Below are 17,153 nucleotides of genomic sequence, written 5' to 3'. Positions count from 1 at the left end.
CGCTTCCCTTACTTGTAGCAGACGGTCTTCACCGCCTCGACGACTTCGCCGACATTCGGCAGAGCCAGCTTTTCGAGGTTTGCCGCGTAGGGCATCGGAACGTCCTTGCCGGCAATCGTCAGGATCGGCGCGTCGAGATAATCGAAGGCCTGCTGCATGACGCGGGTGGCGATCTCGGTGCCGACGGAGGACTGCGGATAGCCTTCCTCGACGGTGACGAGACGGCCGGTCTTCTTGACCGATTCGATGACCGTCGGCAGATCCATCGGGCGGATCGTGCGCAGATCGATCAGTTCGACATCGATGCCGTCCTTCTCGAGTTCGGCGATCGCCTTCAGCGCATAGGTCATGCCGATGCCGAAGGACACGATAGTCACGTCCTTGCCGGTCTTGTGGATGCGGGCCTTGCCGATCGGAAGAACGAAATCGTCCATCTTCGGCACGTCGAAGGACTGACCGTAGAGGATTTCGTTCTCGAGGAAGATGATCGGGTTGGGATCGCGGATCGCCGCCTTCAGGAGACCCTTGGCATCAGCCGCCGTGTAGGGCGCGATGACCTTGAGGCCCGGAATATGGCTGTACCAGGCAGCATAATCCTGACTGTGCTGCGCGCCGACGCGGGCGGCCGCACCGTTCGGTCCGCGAAAGACGATCGGAGCGCCCATCTGTCCGCCGGACATATAGAGCGTCTTGGCGGCCGAGTTGATGATCTGGTCGATCGCCTGCATGGCGAAGTTGAACGTCATGAACTCCACAATCGGCTTCAGGCCGGCCATGGCCGCACCGACGCCGACGCCGGCAAAGCCGTGCTCGGTGATCGGCGTATCGACCACGCGACGCGCGCCGAACTCCTGCAGCAATCCTTGCGTGATCTTGTAGGCGCCCTGATATTCGGCAACCTCTTCACCCATGATGAACACGTCGCCGTCGCGGCGCATTTCCTCGGCCATGGCGTCGCGCAGCGCTTCACGCACCGTCGTGGACACCATTTCCGTGCCGGCCGCAATATCCGGATCGGCGGCGACATCGACCTTCGGTGCCGCCGGCACCTTGCTGTCGGCCTTGGCCGTCGGCTCGTCGCTCGCTTCGCGCGCCTTGCCACCAGCGTCGTTTGCCGCCGCGGTCGGGGTGTCGGCATCGGCCTTCGGTGCCGCCGGCTTGGCATCGGCCGCCGAATCGGCGCTCTCGCCGTCCTGCAGCAGCACGGCGATGGCCGTGTTGACCTTCACGTTTTCGGTGCCGGCTTCGATCAGGATCTTGCCGATCGTCCCTTCATCGACGGCTTCCACTTCCATGGTCGCCTTGTCGGTTTCGATTTCAGCGATCACGTCGCCGGAGGCGACGGTGTCGCCTTCCTTCTTCAACCATTTGGAGAGCGTGCCTTCTTCCATGGTCGGGGAAAGGGCGGGCATCAGAATTTCAATAGGCATGGATCAATCCCTCGTCCCGGATCACAGAAGAATGTCGGTGTAGAGCTCGGATACATCCGGCTCCGGATCGTTCTGGGCGAAATCGGCGCTGTCGGCCACGATGTCGCGGACGTCCTTGTCGATCGCCTTCAGCTCGTCCTCGGTGGCCCAGCCCTTTTCCAGCAGGCGAACCTTCACCTGCTCGATCGGGTCGTGCTCGGACCGCATCTTCTGAACTTCGTCCTTGGAGCGATACTTCGCCGGGTCGGACATGGAGTGGCCGCGATAGCGGTAGGTCTGCATTTCGAGAATGACCGGACCCTTGCCCTCGCGGCAATGGGCAACGGCCTCGTCACCGGCCGCCTTGACCGCACGAACGTCCATGCCGTCGACCTGATAGCCGGGAATGCCGATGGCCGCACCGCGCTGGGAGAAATCGACGCCGGCGGAGGCGCGGGCGACGGAGGTGCCCATGGCGTAGCGGTTGTTCTCGATGATGTAGATGCAGGGCAGCTTCCAGAGCGCCGCCATGTTGAAGCTCTCGTAGACCTGGCCCTGGTTGGCCGCACCGTCGCCGAAATAGGCGAGAGAGACATTGTCGTTGCCGCGATAGCTGTTGGCGAAGGCGAGGCCCGTACCGAGCGAGACCTGCGCGCCGACGATGCCGTGGCCGCCGTAGAAGTTCTTCTCCTTGGAGAACATATGCATCGAGCCGCCCTTGCCGCGCGAGTAGCCGCCCCGGCGCCCCGTGAGCTCGGCCATGACGCCGCGCGCGCTCATGCCCGTGGCGAGCATGTGGCCGTGGTCGCGGTAACCGGTGATGACCTGGTCGCCCTGCTTCAGCGCCATCTGCATGCCGACGACGACGGCTTCCTGGCCGATGTAGAGATGACAGAAGCCGCCGATGAAGCCCATGCCATAGAGCTGGCCGGCCTTTTCCTCGAAACGGCGGATGAGGAGCATTTCGCGATAGGCCTTCAGGTCCTCTTCGCGGTCGAATTCTACGATCGTGCCGTTGGCGAAATCCTTGCCTGCAGATTTGCCGGCTGCCTTGCCGCGGCTGGATACGGACGCGTTCTGACGCGGAGCCATGCGATCCTCCCTATGGTTTGCGTTTTGCGGCTACCATAGGGAAAGAGCGTGACAACAGCAATGCTATATTTGCATGGCTTATATTCAGTACAAGCATCTGAAAAAACTGTATAAATAATGATTAACGTCTTTCCGGTTAACTCAACCCCTCAATGGAAAATGACGATCTCGTCGGCACGCGACATGTTCAGCCCGAAGCGCGCCTTTTCGTCCAGCATATCCCGCTCCATGGAGCCATCGCTGAGCAAAGCGACTTCCTTTTCAAGGATTTGGCGCTTCTCGGTCAGATCCTTCAGCGTTGCCAGCCGCTCGACGCGCTGGCGGTCGAAGACCTCCGTCGCCCGCAGGCCGAAGTCGCCGTGGATCGAATGATAGGAAAAATAGGAAAGGAAAGCGACGGTGATGAGCGGCATGGCAAACCGCCCGAGTTTCCGCTTCCGATGATGCTTGGTCCACATACGCTGACGCCCTGCTACGCTACTGGCTCCACGCTAGCAGGCATGTGTTAATCGAGCGTTGACCATAACGCACATCGGGGAAGCCGCGGGGCGGAAACGCGAAAGCCCGGACGTCCTCGCGGACGCCCGGGCCTGTATGAGGTGCAGTCAGAAGACTCAGCCGCGCAGGATGGAGCGACCCATGTACTGTGCCTGGGGGCCGAGCTGCTCTTCGATGCGGATCAGCTGGTTGTACTTCGCGGTCCGGTCGGAACGGGCCAGCGAGCCGGTTTTGATCTGGCCGCAGTTGGTGGCGACAGCGAGGTCGGAGATCGTGCTGTCTTCCGTTTCGCCCGAGCGGTGCGACATGACGGCGGAGTAACGGGCCTTGTGCGCGGTTTCCACGGCGTCGAGCGTTTCCGACAGCGAGCCGATCTGGTTGACCTTGACGAGGATCGAGTTGGCGACACCCATCTTGATGCCGTCGCGCAGACGCTTGGAGTTGGTGACGAAGAGATCGTCGCCGACCAGCTGGACCTTCGAGCCGATCTTGTCGGTCAGATACTTCCAGCCGTTCCAGTCGTCTTCGCCCATGCCGTCCTCGATCGAGAATATCGGATACTTGGCCGCGAGTTCGGCAAGGTAGTCGGCCATGGCTTCCGGCTCGAGCACGCGGCCTTCGCCTTCGAGGTGGTACTTGCCATCCTTGAAGAACTCGGTCGAGGCGCAATCGAGCGCGATATACATGTCTTCGCCGGGCTTGTAGCCGGCCTTTTCGATCGAGCTCATGATGAAGTCGAGCGCCGCCGGTGCGGAGGCGAGGCCGGGCGCGAAGCCGCCTTCGTCGCCGACATTGGTGTTGTGGCCGTCGGCCGACAGCTGCTTCTTCAGCGTGTGGAACACTTCCGAGCCCATGCGCACGGCGTCGCGGATCGAGTCGGCGCCGACGGGAACGATCATGAATTCCTGGAAATCGATCGGGTTGTCGGCATGCGCGCCGCCGTTGATGATGTTCATCATCGGCACCGGCAGATAATGGGCGTTCGGGCCGCCGATGTAGCGGTAGAGCGGCAGACCGGCCGATTCGGCGGCAGCCTTGGCCACGGCGAGCGAGACGCCGAGGATGGCGTTGGCGCCGAGGCGCGACTTGTTCTCGGTGCCGTCGAGTTCGATCATGACCTGATCGATCTGGATCTGGTTCTCGGCATCGAGACCGCCGATGGCTTCGTAGATTTCGCCGTTGACGAATTCGACGGCGCGTTCGACGCCCTTGCCGAGGTAGCGCGAGCCACCATCGCGCAGTTCCACCGCCTCATGCGCGCCCGTGGAGGCACCGGAGGGAACGGCTGCGCGGCCGAAGCTTCCGTCTTCGAGATGCACGTCGACTTCGACCGTCGGATTGCCTCGGCTGTCCAGAATTTCGCGGCCGATGATGTCGATGATGGTTGTCATGGTCTCTTCCCTGTCCTTGGGTTTGGGCGGATGGCTTGTCTTAATCGACGGCCATGAAATTACAATGGCAGCGCCTTTGCGCCGTTCGAATGCCTGTCGTCGTCCCGAAACCGCGTCTCAGGTTCGGGCGACAGGCCTCAGCGCTTGGCGATCGCGTCGAAGGCGAGCAGCGTCTCGAGCAGACGCGGCATGTCGTCGATCGCGACCATGTTCGGACCGTCCGACGGTGCGTTGTCCGGATCCTCATGCGTCTCGATGAAGACACCGGCGACGCCGACCGCAACGGCGGCACGCGCCAGCGTTTCGACGAATTCGCGCTGGCCGCCGGAGGAGGTGCCCTGCCCGCCCGGCTGCTGGACCGAATGCGTCGCATCGAACACCACCGGCGCGCCGAGGCCCGCCATGATCGGCAGCGAGCGCATGTCGGAGACGAGCGTGTTGTAACCGAAGGAGGCGCCGCGTTCGCACAGGAGAACGTTCGGATTGCCGCTTTCGGTGAACTTCGACAGCACGTTCTTCATGTCCCAGGGCGCGAGGAACTGACCCTTCTTCACGTTGATCGTGCGGCCGGTCTTCGCGGCAGCGACGAGCAGGTCCGTCTGGCGGCAGAGGAAGGCCGGAATCTGCAGGATATCGACCGTGGGCGCGACGAGCGCGCAGTGTTCTTCGGTGTGGATGTCGGTGAGGACGGGAAAGCCGTATTCCGCTTTCAGATCGGCAAAGATCTCCATCGCCTTTTCGAGGCCGATGCCGCGCTTGCCGGACAGCGATGTGCGGTTGGCCTTGTCGAAGGACGACTTGTAGACGAGACCGAGGCCGAGCTTGTCGCAGAGTTCCACCATGCGGCCGGCGATCATGAAGGCATGGTCGCGGCTCTCCATCTGGCAGGGGCCGGCGATAAGCGACAGCTTCGACCCTTGCGAGAAGGTGACGGCGCGCGCACCCTCGCCGACGACGACGGAATCATTGGTTTTCATGGTCATTCTCCAAATACGAAAATGGCGCCCTGTCCGGGTGCCGGAGGCACGATCAGGCGGCCGTCCCGTTTGACATGGTCGGTGGCATTGGCGGCCAGCAGGGCTTCAGTGGCGGCGATGTTCCCGACCGTGAAGACGATCGCACGGGCCCGGAGGCCGCGCTCCGTCAGCGGCTCTTCGACACCGAGGAAGCCCCGCATGCCGGCCTCGTTCAGGACGGAGATGTGGGCATTGGCGGCAGGAATGTCCATGCCGAACGAATGCGCCTCCGTTTCGCGCTCGTCCACGACCTCCTGAAGGAAGTACTGAAAGTCGGTCGGATTGGGCTCGGACAGGATCACCTGCCGGATGCCGGTCACCCCGTTGGCATGTGTTTCGAGCGCGGTGCGGTCGGCGGGAAGCGGCTGCACGCGCTGACAGGTGAAGCAGAACATATCCGGCGCGCGCAGGTCGCTGGCGAAGGCCAGCCGGAACTGGCCGATCGCATCTTCGCCGTCCGGCCGTTTCATCGGACGGGAGAATTCGAGAATATTGCCGCCGGACAGGCCATGGTCTTGAAACCGGGCATGGTCGGCGACGGCGTCGTCCGTGGAAAAGACGAGGGCGGAAAAGCCATCCTGACCGCGGCGAAAACGATAGGCAAGATCGCGCGCCACGAAGGCATTGCCCTGCAGGGCGGCGGCTTCGCCGTCCTCGCGCTGGGCAATGGCGAGCGGCTCCAGATAGGTCTTGTCGGCGAGAAAGACGCAGGCATTCTCGGTGCCGAAGGGGTGGAGCGCATCGCTGGCGACGGTGAAGCCGAGGCTCGACAGGCGCTGGCGTGCCGTGGCGAGTGCGCCGACCGGCAGGACGAGATGATCGAGATGGCGTCGGACATGGCCTGCAATGCCCGGTCGGTCGTCTTTCATCGTCCGCTTCTCCTCGTCACGCCGGCACGGACCGAGCGCTCCCCGGTGCTTGGCATCTTCGGGCCGACAATTCAAGGCTGGAGTTGGTGCGTCAGGACGGACCGGATATTTCCGTCCTAATTGCAGTTACGCAACTGGCTGGCATAGGACGATGCCAGGGCTGCCGAACGGCGGGCGGTCGCCTGCAGCCCGGCATTGCCGCGCCAGGAGCCGCGCGCATAGCCCGCATCGCCCGAGTAATAGGCGAGATAGAGATTATAGGCATCGTTCAGGCCGATGCCGTTCTTGCGGTGATTGCGGGCATGATACCAGCCGACGAAATGAATGGCGTCGGAGAAGTTCGACCGCTTGGCCATCCATCGCCCCGTCGAGGCACGGTACTCGTTCCATGTGCCGTCGAGCGCCTGGGAGTAGCCGTAGGCGCTGGAGACGCGCTTCCACGGGATGAAGCCGAAGAGCTTCGTGCGCGGCGGCTTGGCATGCGGACGGAAATTCGACTCGGTCTGGATCGTCGCCATCAGAATGGGCACGGACACGCCATACTGCTTCTCGGCATGCCGCGCGGCACGCTGCCAGTTGTTGAACAAGCCGTCGCGCTGCTCGAAGATCGCGCAGGCATTCCGGGTGTTCTTGGGCGCCGTCGCACAGCCGGCAAGCGCCATCAGGGCGACGAAAATCAATACACGCATCGCTCTCGATCCAAGGTTCGAAAGAGATGAATGACAGGTAAATGTTAAAAGAAGGTTTTGATGGATCGGAGCCGACGTTCAGCCGTCTGGCAGATCATCGTTTTGTTGGAAAACGAAACTGCGGCCTCTATACAGGATCCGCACAATCATGACCTCATCATCCTTTACCGAAAAAGCCACCGTTGCGCTTCTCTCAAAACCGACCGTACGAAGGTCAATCCCATCTTGAGGTCGCGCGGTGCCGCGTTTCGGAAAGGTTTCGAAGCCAAGACAAAACCTCTCGAGGCGATCGATGTAGGCGAAAGCGATACGTTCACCGCTCGCAATCAGGATGTGGTCAAGGAGGTCTTCAATATCGCGCCGCGCATCGTCACTGAAGCGAACGCGATACTTCATGCTTTTAGGCGTGCTGCCGTTTCACGCACATGACGACGGAAACCATCGAAGGCCTCTTCGAGAGATACGGACTTTTCAGGATTGGCCTTCACCTCCTTATAGCTCGGAACAACGTCATCTCTCAGCCAACGATCCAACGCGTCATCCTGTGCGACAAGCGTTAGCAGACCGTCTCGCACGACGTCGCTCTCGTTCAGGTACTCTCCGGATGCGACCTTTGCTGCGACCAATGCGACGATGTCGTCTGGAAGATTGACCGTCATAGAGCCCATAAGCACACCTCTCCTGAAGCCCTGAATGAACCCAAGCTAAGATATCTCGCCGTGGTGCGCAATGATCATCGGCCTGCCGGGAAGATGACAGGCCGATGCATCAACGTTTTAAACCAGCCGCGTCTGCTCCACCGCAGCTTCGATGAAGCTCGCGAAAAGCGGATGGGGATCGAGCGGGCGGGACTTCAGTTCCGGGTGGTACTGGACGCCGATGAACCACGGGTGATCCGCGTATTCGATCGTTTCCGGCAGCACGCCGTCCGGCGACATGCCGGAGAAGACGAGGCCGCAGTTCTCGAGCCGGTCCTTGTAGTCGATGTTCACCTCGTAGCGGTGGCGATGGCGCTCGGAGATATCGGCGGAGCCGTAGATATCCGCAATCTTCGTGCCCTTCTTCAGCGAGGCCTTGTAGGCGCCGAGGCGCATCGTGCCACCGAGGTCGCCGGAGGCCGTCCGCTTCTGAAGTTCGTTGCCCTTGATCCACTCGGTCATCAGGCCGACGACGGGCTCGGCCGTGGGGCCGAACTCGGTCGAGGATGCCTCCTCGATGCCGGCAAGGTTCCGCGCCGCTTCGACGACGGCCATCTGCATGCCGAAACAGATGCCGAAATAGGGCACCTTGCGTTCGCGCGCAAAACGGGCGGCCAGGATCTTGCCTTCCGAACCGCGCTCGCCGAAGCCACCGGGCACGAGAATGCCGTTGACCTTTTCGAGATAGGGCGTCGGATCTTCCTTTTCGAAGACCTCCGACTCGATCCATTCGAGCTTGACCTTCACTCGGTTGGCGATGCCACCGTGGTAGAGGGCCTCGATCAGCGATTTGTAGGCGTCCTTGAGGCCGGTATATTTGCCGACGATGGCGATCGTGACTTCGCCTTCCGGCGTGCGGATCCGGTCGTAGACGTTTTCCCAGCTGTCGAGGCGCGGCTTCGGCGCGGGCTCGATGCCGAAGGCGGCCAGGACTTCCGAATCAAGGCCTTCCTTGTGATAGGCGATCGGCACGTCGTAGATGCTCGCCACGTCGAGCGCCTGGATAACCGCGGACGGACGGACGTTGCAGAACAGCGAGAGCTTGCGCCGCTCGGCTTCCGGGATTTCGCGGTCGGCGCGCACCAGCAGGATGTCCGGATGGATGCCCAGCGCCTGCAGTTCCTTGACGGAATGCTGCGTCGGCTTTGTCTTCAGCTCGCCCGCGGCGGAAATATACGGCATCAGCGTCAGATGGACGTAGATGGCGGCACCGCGCGGCAGGTCGTTCTTCAGCTGGCGGATCGCCTCCATGAACGGCATGGCCTCGATGTCGCCCACCGTGCCGCCGATCTCGCAGATGACGAAATCATAGTCCTCGTTGCCCTCGGTGACGAAATTCTTGATCTCGTTCGTCACGTGCGGGATCACCTGAACGGTCGCGCCGAGGTAATCGCCACGGCGTTCCTTGTCGATGATGTTCTTGTAGATGCGACCCGTGGTGATGTTGTCGGTCTTGGTCGCCGAGCGGCCGGTAAAGCGCTCGTAGTGACCGAGGTCGAGGTCGGTCTCCGCGCCATCGTCGGTGACGAAGACCTCGCCGTGCTGCGTCGGGCTCATGGTGCCCGGATCGACGTTCAGATAGGGGTCGAGTTTGCGAAGCCGCACCCGATAACCACGGGCCTGCAGCAACGCGCCGAGAGCGGCTGCGGCAATCCCTTTTCCAAGGGACGAAACCACGCCGCCGGTGATGAATACATATCGCGCCATGGGCTTGACCGGATACCTTTTCGAGATCGATTCCGCCATCGAAAAATGCCGAACTCCCCAGATTTCGAGGCGCTGACATCGATGACGCACAAAAGAAAACCGGCGGAAAACAGGTTCCGCCGGTCGGATTTGGCTGCGCTCGGCTTACTGAGCGGTGGGTGCGCCCGTGCCTGTCGCTGCAGGCGGGGTGGCCGCCGGCGTGTCCGTCGCGGGTGCCGGGGCGGCAGGCGTGGTCGTCGCGGCAGGCGCCATCGTGTTGGCGGGCGCCATGGTGTTGCTGGCGGGTGCCATGGTGTTCGACGGAGCCGGCGCAGCCGGCGTCGTTGCCGCAGGCGCGGGTGTCGCAGGTGCGGTCGTTGCCGGGGCGTCGCCACCGGTGGGAACGCCATTGCTCGGCGCGGCGGGAGCCGGTGTCGCGGGTGCCGGTGTCGCAGGCGCCGTGGTGGTGCCGCCCAGCGAATCGAGAACGCCGTTACCGTTGTTGGTCGTCCCCGGAATGCGGTCGAGAACGTCGGTCGCGTTCGGCTGGTAGCGAGCATAGATGCTCATGGCCAGGGCAAGCACGAAGAAGAGCGTGGCAAGGATCGCCGTCGTGCGCGTCAGCGCATTGGCGGTGCCGCGGGCGGACATGAAGCCCGAACCGCCGCCGACGCCGAGACCGCCGCCTTCCGAGCGCTGGATCAGCACGACGCCGATCAGCGCCAGCACGACCATGAGATAGATGACAAGCAATACTTCCTGCATTTCGTCCAGTCCTGGCTTGAAGCGCGCCGGACCCCGGCCGTGTCGCCGTTCGTCACCCGCACTTGACGTCTCTGTTGCCGCAATCTTCACGAAAAGCCGGGCACGGAACGGCCGCGTGTTCCCGGCCGCGTCCTCGCAGCGAATTTCGGTTTCGCGGGCTCAATATACCAAGCAGCCCGCTATTCCAAGCCCCGATGATCAGCCGAGCAGCTGCTCGTATGCCCCGTAGATGGCGAGGAAGTCCTGCGCCTTCAAACTGGCGCCGCCGATCAGCGCGCCATCGACATTCGGGATGCCCATCAGTTCGACGGCATTGCCGGGTTTGACCGAGCCGCCATAGAGGATGCGCATCGCGGCACCCTCGGCGCCGAACCGCGCCGTGAGTTCCTTGCGCATGAACGCGTGTGCTTCCTCGATGTCGGCCACGGTGGGCGTCAGCCCGGTACCGATCGCCCAGACGGGTTCATAGGCGATGACGGTGTTATCGGCCGTGATGTCCTGCGGCAGCGAGCCGTCGAGCTGGCGCTTCAGGACATCCAGCGTCTGGCCGGCCTTGCGCTCGTCGCCGGTCTCGCCGATGCAGACGATGGCAGCGAGATCGGCGGCCAGAACGGCTTCCGTCTTCGCACGCACGATCGCATCCGTCTCGGCATGGTCGGTGCGGCGCTCGGAATGGCCGACGATCACGTAGGTCCCGAAGCAATCGGCGATCATTTCGGCGGAGATATCGCCCGTATGCGCGCCGGAGACGGCGACATGGCAATCCTGGGCGCCGATGGCGAGCGGGCTGTCGGTGCACAGGGCCGTCGCGACATAGAGAAGCGTGGCCGGCGGGCAGATGAGCGCCTCGACCTTTTCCGACAGCGGGCTTGTGACCCCCTCGGCCATCGCCTTGATCTGGTCGAGAGAGGCGCGCAGGCCGTTCATCTTCCAGTTCCCCGCAACAAGCGGACGCACATCAGGTGTCATTCGGCTTCTCTCCCGTTTTCCGACGATGGATCGGCCGTAGCAAATCCGCCCGGTCGTGGAAAGCGTTCATCATGCGTGGGACATCGGAATCCGAAACGCGGGCGGTTCCCCCGCCCGCGTCCCATGTTCTTCGTCTCGACTCAGCCCATCTGGCTGCCGACGAAATCCTTGACGATCCGAATGATTCCGCGGCCGAGGAGGTCGTCGAGCGCATCGACGAACTGGTCGACATGGGCGCGTTCGCAGATCAGCGGCGGCTCCAGCCGAATGACGTTGCGGTTGTATTCGGTGAACGCGACGAGCGCATCGTAATCCCGCAGAAGCAACGCGCCGATGAAGCCGGAAAGCGAGCCCTTGAGCTTGTCGTCGAGCATGCCGATGACCGGACGCAGCACCAGCGGCATAGTCTGGCTGAAGTCCTGGAACTCGAGCCCTACCATAAGGCCCTGCCCGCGAACCTCCTTGATGATCTTCGGATATTTCTCGCGCAGCGCCTCCAGGCGCGCGAGCAGATAGGCGCCCTGCTCCGCGGCATTGTCGATCAGGCCCTCGTCATACAGGATGTTCAAGGCCTCGATGGCGGTGACGCAGGCCTCGCCCATGCCGCCGAAGGTCGCCATCGCGTGGATCATCGCCGTCTTGGGCGTGCCGTAGGCCTTCATGTAGATCTCGCGCCGGGCGATCATGGCGCCCACGGCCGCCTTGCCGCCGCCGAGCGACTTGGCGAGCGCCGTGATGTCCGGCACGACATTCTCATGCTCGAAGGCGAAGAAGCGGCCGGAGCGACCGTAACCGCACTGGACCTCGTCCGCGACCCAGACGACACCATAGCGGTCGCAGAGCGCCCGGAGTTCCGTCCAGAAGCCGTCGGGTGCGCGGATGATGCCGCCGCCGCCCTGAATGGTTTCCAGAACGATCGCCCCGATCTGCGGATCAGCGCGGAAGGCGTTTTCGATCGCCTGGATATTGCCGAAGGGCACGCGGACGGTGTTGCCCGACACCGAGAAATCGGCGCGGTAGAGGGCCCCGTCCGTGATGTTCAACACGCCTTTCGTCTTGCCGTGGAACGAATTTTCGGCATAGACGACCTTCGGCCGCTTCGGACCGGCGGCGCGCTCCGCAAGCTTGACGGCGGCTTCCATGACCTCGGAGCCGGAAGAACCGAGGAACACCATGTCGAGATCGCCGGGCGAGACCGTCGCGAGATTCTTCGCGAAGGCTGCCGCATATTGCGACATGAAGGCGATGGCGATCTCGTGGCGGTTCTCGTCCTGGAAGCGCTTGCGGGCTTCGATGAGACGCGGGTGGTTGTGGCCGAAGGCGAGCGAACCGAAACCGCCGAAGAAATCGAGAATCCTCCGGCCGTTCTGGTCGGTGTAGTACATCCCTTCGGCGCTTTCGATCTTCACCTTGTGGAAGCCGAGCAGCTTCATGAAGTGAAGCTGGCCCGGATTGACGTGATCCTTGAACAGGGTCGTCATTTCCGGAACGGTCAGGGCCTTGGCGTCTTCGACCGTGAGGAGGTCGGGCCTGGCAACCGCTGTGCGGACGGGCTGCGGGCCGTCGATGGCGGGGATGTCAACGAGGACACGGGCGGGCGTATCGAGCATCTTGTCGTTCCCTCTTATTCGGCCGGCAGGCCGGCGGGCGTGCCGACGGTGCCTTTGGATTTCTTCGCGCGATATTCATCATAGGCGGCGATCAGCATGGCGCCGTCATTGAACTGGGCCCTCCAGCCGAGCTCCTGCTTCAGCTTGCCGGTTTCGCGGACGCACATCTCGTCGGCGATCAGATACTGTTCCGGATCCATGATCGGCAGGTTGATCGCGTCGAAGGCGGCCAGCGTCGCCTTGACCGCGAAGCCCGGCGTGGGGATCAGGATGGATTTCGAGCCGGCATGCTTGATCAGCCCGCCCAGAAGCTGGCGCACCGAGGGCGGATTGTCGGAGCCGAGATTGTAGGCTTCGTTCGGCACGCCACCCTTCCAGGCGAGACGTGCAGCTTCGGCGCAATCGAACACGGAAATGAACTGATAGGGCGCCTTGCCCGAGCCGATCATCGGCACCGGCAGATTGGCGTCGATCAGCTTGAACAGCTTTTCGAGGATCCCGAGCCGGCCCGGCCCGATGATGAGGCGCGGGCGGAAGATCGAGATCCGCATGCCCTTCTCGCGATAGGCGTGGCAGAGCTGCTCGGTCGCCCATTTCGACTTGCCGTACTCGCCGAGCGGCTTGACCGGATGATCCTCCGCCTGCGGCGACTGCACCGTATGTCCGTAGATCATGTCGGTCGTGAACTGGACGAGGCGGTTGGCACCCGAGGCAGCCGTCGCCTTCATGATGTTCTCGGCACCGTAATAATTCACCGGCCAGAAGAACTTCCAGCGCTTGGCGCGCACCTGCAGCGGCGACAGCATCTTGGCGGCCATGTTGTAGACCATGTCGTCAGCGCCGATCTCGACCTTCATGACCTGATCGAGATCCGTCACGTCGCAATGGACGAAGCGGACGCGGCCATGGGCGTAGTGCGGCAGGTCGGACTTGACGATGTCGGCGATCAGAACCTGTTCGCCTTCGTTGACGAGGCGCTCGGCAAGGTGGCGACCGACGAAGCCGTCGCCTCCGAAAATGACGTGTTTCATGTCGGGCTCCCAATATGGATGGATTTTGCGGCCGGGGTGTCGATCGCTGCGGCTTGCGCGGGCGTCGAGCGGCCGGACTGGGCAATGAGGACGGTTCCCACGCAGATGAAGCCGATGCCGGCGATGCGCCAGGCGTTCAGGTCCTCGCGGAAGATGAAATAAGCGAAGATGGCCACCGCCACATAGGCAAGGCTGAGGAAAGGATAGGCAAAGGACAATTCGACCTTCGACAGCACATAGAGGTGCGACACCATCGAGATGGCGAAGGTTGCAAGCCCGGCAAAAACCCACGGGTTGAAGAGGATCTGAAAGAAACGGGCGACCGCGGTGTCCGGCGTGAAGGTCAACGGACCGAGGCTCAGCATGCCCTGCTTCAGCATCAGCTGTGCCGCCGCATTGGTCAGCACGGTAAACAGTATGAAGGCCAGATATTTCATGTCGTACTCCCTTTTCGGGCACCCTCTCCGGGCTGGTAACTCCGTGGAACCCACCTTACGGAAGAGAGTCCACTATTCGGTGAAACTTGCTGATTTCTTTTATGAAAATTGATTCTATCTCGGGGTTCAAAGTGCCATCGCCGTGCGTCGCCAGAAGTCGGACATCATCGCGGGATCCCGCATCGCCTCGAGCTTTCGCCATTCGGGGAAGGACGCCGCGAAGGTCTGCGGGCTCATCCGCGCGTCCTTGTAGGGATTGACCGCCCCGCCCGCCGAGACGACGATCCGGTCGAGCGCGTCGAGCAATTTCAGTGTGCCCTCGCCCTGATTGGCGAAATCCAGCGTGAGCGTGAAGCCGGGGCGCGGGAAGGAGAAAAGTCCGCGCGAACGGTGTTCGCCGAAGCGCTTGAGAACCGTCAGGAAAGACCCATGTCCGGCGTCACGCGCGGTTTCCATCAGCCGCGCGGTGACCGCGGGCGCGATCTCGGCGGGATAGACGCTCTGGTGCTGGTAGAGGCCCTTCGGGCCGTAGAGGCGATTCCAGTTCCTGATCGCATCGAGGGGATAGAAATAGCCGGACCATTTCACCGTCTCGACCGTCTCGCCGGCTTTGGCCTTGCGGAAATAGGCGGCATTGAAGGCCCGCAGCGTCAGGCGATTGAGAAGGCTAAAGGGCGGTGTGACGGGAATGCCGAGCGTGCGTCCGCGCGGCAGATCGGGAAAGTCGCACGATGCATCGGCATGGTCGCCGGCCAGCAGGATGCCCCTGCCCGCCTTGCGGCCCGTTGCCAGCTGGTCGATCCAGGCGACGGAATATTCATGCTCGGCATCGACGCGGTCGATCATCTCGAAGTAGGCGTCGAGGCTGTCGAAACGGATGGCGTGCTGCTGGATGTGCGCGGAGGGCACCTTCATCATCTGCAGATCGACATCGAGGATCAGGCCGGTCAGTCCCATGCCGCCGATGGTGGCGCGGAACAACTCCGGGTTCTCGGTGTCCGAGCAGGCGAGAACGCCGCCATCCGAGCGCAGCAGTGTCAGCCTGCGGATATGGTTTCCGAAGGTGCCGCGGGCGTGGTGGTTCTTGCCGTGCACATCGTTGGCGATCGCGCCGCCGAGCGTGACATGGGCGGTGCCGGGGGTGACCGGCAGGAAAAAGCGATGCGGCACGGCGCGTGCCAGAAGGGCCGACAGGGTAACGCCGGCTTCGGCGGAGAGTATGCCGGTGCCGGGATCGAAGCCGTGAATGCGGCCGCGGCGGCGATTGTCGATCAGCAGACCCGGATCGTTGTGGCAGCTGTCGCCATAGGAGCGTCCGTTGCCGAACGGCAGGTAGGCCCCTGGCATGGCGGCACCGATCTCGTTCTCGAAGGCATCCGGGCTGACGGCCCGGCGCGGGCGCGTATCGATGCGACCCCAGCTGTCGAAATTCGCAGGTCTCGGTGGAGTGGTCGTGCGCGTCATTGGATACCGACCGCGCCGATCATCACAAGCACGCCACCGGCGGCCATGGTGGCGATGCTGCGCCAGTCGCGCATGATGAAGACGACGGGATCCTCATGCAGCGCGCCGCGACGGGCGAGCATCCAGATGCGCAGCAGCATGTAGAGGACCAGCGGGCAGAGCGGCCAGAGCGCGGCCGGCATGCTGTACATCTGCTGCATCTCGACGCTGTGAATGTAGAGCGCCAGAACGAGAGCGGAGGCAAAGGCCGAGGACACGCCCGCCTGGCCAACCATCTCGAAATCGACCTGCAGATAGCCGCGCCCGGGAACCTGCGTTCCGGCGTCGCCGCCATGCTCGTCCAGCTCGACATAGCGCTTCACGAGCGCCAGACTGAGGAAGAAGAAGATCGAGAAGGCGAGAAGCCAGAAGGAAAGATCGGTGCCGGTCGCCGTTGCGCCTGCGACGATGCGGATGGTGTAGAGCCCCGCCAGCGTGAAGACATCGACCAGCAGTTTCCGCTTGAGGAAAAACGTGTAAGCCGTCGTGATGACGAGGTAAATTCCGAGCGTCAGAATGAAATCGACCGGCATGGTGAGCGTCAGCGCGACCGACGCGACGAGGAGGATCGCAGCAAGCGCGAGACCGGTGGGAACGGACATGCGACCGCTTGCCAGCGGCCGGAACCGCTTCTTTGGATGGCGCCGGTCATTCGTCAGGTCCGAGATATCGTTGACGACGTACACGGCCGAGGCGAGAAAGCTGAAGGCGAAGAAGGCGATGGCCGTGTTGACCAGCGCGTTCCACTGGAAGATGTCGTGATCGAGCGCCATCGGCACGGCGATCAGGATGTTCTTCGCCCACTGATGGACGCGAATGGATTTCAGCGTGTCCTTGAAGCCGATCGTGCCGGTCTCGAGACGCTCGCCACCATGCCGGCGGCGCCAGGCTTCCGCCGCCCGATCCGGTGCGACGACGATGGCGGTGCGGGCGGCATCGAACACGGCCACGTCGTCGCGGCTGTTGCCCATGTAGTCGAACCCGGCTTCGCCATAGCGCGCGACGAGCTCCTCGCGCTTGCGGTGGCTCGTCAGGTTGTGGGTGGGCGAGGAATGCAGCACATCCGTGAAGATGCCGGCATGGGCTGCGACGTCCAGCGCCACCCGTTCGGCAGCACCGGTGACGAGAACGATATCGCGGCCCGACGCCCGTTCCTGCTGCAGCCGCTCCATGACTTCGGGACGATAGGGCCAGTCGCCCCCCGTGCGTCCGGACCGCGCCGCCACCTCGTGCTTTAGATGCGCCTTGCCGCGCAACGCCCAGAGGACGACCGCAAACAGCATCAGCGGATTGCGGAACAGGATGACGGCGACGCCTTCCCACAGCGTATCCGCTGCGACAAGCGTACCATCCAAATCGACGCAAAGCGGAACAAGCCGTGTGTCGGTTCGCGCATCCATGATCGCACTCCCGGTTTTCGATTGCCGGGAGAGTGTCACGCTCTGCTTTCCGAAAGACAAACACGGGCGTCGATCGGGGCGGGACTTCAA

General features: G+C 62.8%; 17 protein-coding genes. All 17 read right to left on the bottom strand.

Features of this window, described 5'->3' with window-relative positions; all coding sequences use genetic code 11:
• Positions 1–8: 8 nt before the first annotated feature.
• The gene (locus LRX75_RS15015; RefSeq protein WP_231815576.1) at positions 9–1,430 is read right to left on the bottom strand and encodes a pyruvate dehydrogenase complex E1 component subunit beta; all 1,422 of its coding nucleotides are present in this window, start codon (positions 1,428–1,430) and stop codon (positions 9–11) included.
• A 21-nt stretch (positions 1,431–1,451) separates the two neighbouring features.
• Complete coding sequence (pdhA, locus tag LRX75_RS15010; RefSeq protein WP_231815575.1) at positions 1,452–2,501, bottom strand: pyruvate dehydrogenase (acetyl-transferring) E1 component subunit alpha; 1,050 nt, start codon at positions 2,499–2,501, stop codon at positions 1,452–1,454.
• Between the two features lie 149 nt (positions 2,502–2,650).
• Positions 2,651–2,959, bottom strand: a complete 309-nt coding sequence (locus LRX75_RS15005; protein ID WP_231815574.1) for an FtsB family cell division protein — start codon at positions 2,957–2,959, stop codon at positions 2,651–2,653.
• A 156-nt stretch (positions 2,960–3,115) separates the two neighbouring features.
• Positions 3,116–4,390 (bottom strand): phosphopyruvate hydratase, encoded by a 1,275-nt coding sequence (gene eno / locus LRX75_RS15000; protein ID WP_113151952.1) that lies wholly within the window; start codon positions 4,388–4,390, stop codon positions 3,116–3,118.
• A gap of 137 nt (positions 4,391–4,527) precedes the next feature.
• Entirely contained in the window at positions 4,528–5,367 is an 840-nt protein-coding gene (gene kdsA / locus LRX75_RS14995) for a 3-deoxy-8-phosphooctulonate synthase (protein ID WP_113151951.1), read from the bottom strand.
• Positions 5,368–5,369: 2 nt separating this feature from the next.
• Positions 5,370–6,275 (bottom strand): VOC family protein, encoded by a 906-nt coding sequence (locus LRX75_RS14990; RefSeq protein ID WP_231815573.1) that lies wholly within the window; start codon positions 6,273–6,275, stop codon positions 5,370–5,372.
• Between the two features lie 116 nt (positions 6,276–6,391).
• A complete protein-coding gene (locus LRX75_RS14985) occupies positions 6,392–6,964 on the bottom strand; it encodes a transglycosylase SLT domain-containing protein (RefSeq protein WP_231815572.1) in 573 nt (190 codons plus the stop codon).
• Positions 6,965–7,042: 78 nt separating this feature from the next.
• The gene (locus LRX75_RS14980; protein ID WP_231815571.1) at positions 7,043–7,360 is read right to left on the bottom strand and encodes a type II toxin-antitoxin system RelE/ParE family toxin; all 318 of its coding nucleotides are present in this window, start codon (positions 7,358–7,360) and stop codon (positions 7,043–7,045) included.
• The gene (locus tag LRX75_RS14975) at positions 7,357–7,632 is read right to left on the bottom strand and encodes a ribbon-helix-helix domain-containing protein (RefSeq protein ID WP_231815570.1); all 276 of its coding nucleotides are present in this window, start codon (positions 7,630–7,632) and stop codon (positions 7,357–7,359) included. Before LRX75_RS14975 ends, LRX75_RS14980 begins: the two co-directional genes overlap by 4 nt.
• Positions 7,633–7,740: 108 nt before the next feature.
• Positions 7,741–9,408, bottom strand: a complete 1,668-nt coding sequence (locus LRX75_RS14970; RefSeq protein WP_269456223.1) for a CTP synthase — start codon at positions 9,406–9,408, stop codon at positions 7,741–7,743.
• A gap of 105 nt (positions 9,409–9,513) precedes the next feature.
• On the bottom strand, positions 9,514–10,113 hold the full coding sequence (gene secG / locus LRX75_RS14965; RefSeq protein WP_231815568.1) for a preprotein translocase subunit SecG: 600 nt from the start codon (positions 10,111–10,113) through the stop codon (positions 9,514–9,516).
• 198 nt (positions 10,114–10,311) lie between these two features.
• Positions 10,312–11,082 carry a triose-phosphate isomerase gene (gene tpiA / locus LRX75_RS14960; protein ID WP_231815567.1) on the bottom strand — a complete coding sequence of 257 codons (771 nt, stop codon included), beginning with the start codon at positions 11,080–11,082 and terminating at the stop codon, positions 10,312–10,314.
• A gap of 140 nt (positions 11,083–11,222) precedes the next feature.
• Entirely contained in the window at positions 11,223–12,692 is a 1,470-nt protein-coding gene (locus tag LRX75_RS14955) for an aspartate aminotransferase family protein (protein WP_231815566.1), read from the bottom strand.
• Between the two features lie 14 nt (positions 12,693–12,706).
• Positions 12,707–13,723: an NAD-dependent epimerase/dehydratase family protein gene (locus LRX75_RS14950; protein ID WP_231815565.1), complete on the bottom strand. Its 1,017-nt coding sequence runs from the start codon at positions 13,721–13,723 to the stop codon at positions 12,707–12,709.
• Positions 13,720–14,160, bottom strand: coding sequence for an EamA family transporter (locus LRX75_RS14945; RefSeq protein ID WP_231815564.1), 441 nt, complete (start codon positions 14,158–14,160; stop codon positions 13,720–13,722). Before LRX75_RS14945 ends, LRX75_RS14950 begins: the two co-directional genes overlap by 4 nt.
• Before the next feature lie 126 nt (positions 14,161–14,286).
• Positions 14,287–15,624, bottom strand: a complete 1,338-nt coding sequence (locus tag LRX75_RS14940; protein WP_420851207.1) for an FAD-binding oxidoreductase — start codon at positions 15,622–15,624, stop codon at positions 14,287–14,289.
• Positions 15,621–17,063, bottom strand: a complete 1,443-nt coding sequence (locus LRX75_RS14935; RefSeq protein ID WP_231815563.1) for a UbiA family prenyltransferase — start codon at positions 17,061–17,063, stop codon at positions 15,621–15,623. Before LRX75_RS14935 ends, LRX75_RS14940 begins: the two co-directional genes overlap by 4 nt.
• Positions 17,064–17,153 lie beyond the last annotated feature (90 nt).

This window comes from Rhizobium quercicola (assembly GCF_021168455.1).
GTDB classification, from domain to species: domain Bacteria; phylum Pseudomonadota; class Alphaproteobacteria; order Rhizobiales; family Rhizobiaceae; genus Ferranicluibacter; species Ferranicluibacter quercicola.
This window is presented reverse-complemented; position numbering and strand designations above follow the sequence as displayed.

Coding starts and splice junctions, on each gene's coding strand:
- LRX75_RS15015 (WP_231815576.1), bottom strand. CDS start 1,430: ATGCCTATTGAAATTCTGATGCCCGCCCTTTCCCCGACCATGGAAGAA.
- pdhA (WP_231815575.1), bottom strand. CDS start 2,501: ATGGCTCCGCGTCAGAACGCGTCCGTATCCAGCCGCGGCAAGGCAGCC.
- LRX75_RS15005 (WP_231815574.1), bottom strand. CDS start 2,959: ATGTGGACCAAGCATCATCGGAAGCGGAAACTCGGGCGGTTTGCCATG.
- eno (WP_113151952.1), bottom strand. CDS start 4,390: ATGACAACCATCATCGACATCATCGGCCGCGAAATTCTGGACAGCCGA.
- kdsA (WP_113151951.1), bottom strand. CDS start 5,367: ATGAAAACCAATGATTCCGTCGTCGTCGGCGAGGGTGCGCGCGCCGTC.
- LRX75_RS14990 (WP_231815573.1), bottom strand. CDS start 6,275: ATGAAAGACGACCGACCGGGCATTGCAGGCCATGTCCGACGCCATCTC.
- LRX75_RS14985 (WP_231815572.1), bottom strand. CDS start 6,964: ATGCGTGTATTGATTTTCGTCGCCCTGATGGCGCTTGCCGGCTGTGCG.
- LRX75_RS14980 (WP_231815571.1), bottom strand. CDS start 7,360: ATGAAGTATCGCGTTCGCTTCAGTGACGATGCGCGGCGCGATATTGAA.
- LRX75_RS14975 (WP_231815570.1), bottom strand. CDS start 7,632: ATGGGCTCTATGACGGTCAATCTTCCAGACGACATCGTCGCATTGGTC.
- LRX75_RS14970 (WP_269456223.1), bottom strand. CDS start 9,408: ATGGCGGAATCGATCTCGAAAAGGTATCCGGTCAAGCCCATGGCGCGA.
- secG (WP_231815568.1), bottom strand. CDS start 10,113: ATGCAGGAAGTATTGCTTGTCATCTATCTCATGGTCGTGCTGGCGCTG.
- tpiA (WP_231815567.1), bottom strand. CDS start 11,082: ATGACACCTGATGTGCGTCCGCTTGTTGCGGGGAACTGGAAGATGAAC.
- LRX75_RS14955 (WP_231815566.1), bottom strand. CDS start 12,692: ATGCTCGATACGCCCGCCCGTGTCCTCGTTGACATCCCCGCCATCGAC.
- LRX75_RS14950 (WP_231815565.1), bottom strand. CDS start 13,723: ATGAAACACGTCATTTTCGGAGGCGACGGCTTCGTCGGTCGCCACCTT.
- LRX75_RS14945 (WP_231815564.1), bottom strand. CDS start 14,160: ATGAAATATCTGGCCTTCATACTGTTTACCGTGCTGACCAATGCGGCG.
- LRX75_RS14940 (WP_420851207.1), bottom strand. CDS start 15,624: ATGACGCGCACGACCACTCCACCGAGACCTGCGAATTTCGACAGCTGG.
- LRX75_RS14935 (WP_231815563.1), bottom strand. CDS start 17,063: ATGGATGCGCGAACCGACACACGGCTTGTTCCGCTTTGCGTCGATTTG.